The following is a 224-nucleotide window of genomic DNA, read 5'->3' on the forward strand; positions in this document are numbered from 1 at the left end:
CGAGGAAGTCGAAGACGGGCTGCTCAAGGAGCGGCTGGGTCAGGGGCTGCCGGACTACATGGTGCCCTCGGCCATCGTGGTGCTCGATGCCCTGCCGTTGACGGCCAATGGCAAGGTGGACCGCAAGGCCTTGCCCGAGCCCGAGCTGGCCGGTGCGCAGGCCTACGAGGCGCCGCAGGGCGATGTGGAGGCGATGCTGGCAGGCATCTGGGAAGAGGTGCTGG

The 224-nt window shown here is 68.8% G+C and carries 1 protein-coding gene; it reads left to right on the forward strand.

Annotated elements, in window-relative coordinates:
- Positions 1-224: hypothetical protein (locus IAE24_RS30125; protein ID WP_199962558.1), on the forward strand; the 224-nt coding region annotated here is incomplete at both ends.

This window comes from Delftia sp. S65 (assembly GCF_016516495.1).
GTDB lineage: Bacteria > Pseudomonadota > Gammaproteobacteria > Burkholderiales > Burkholderiaceae_C > Comamonas > Comamonas acidovorans.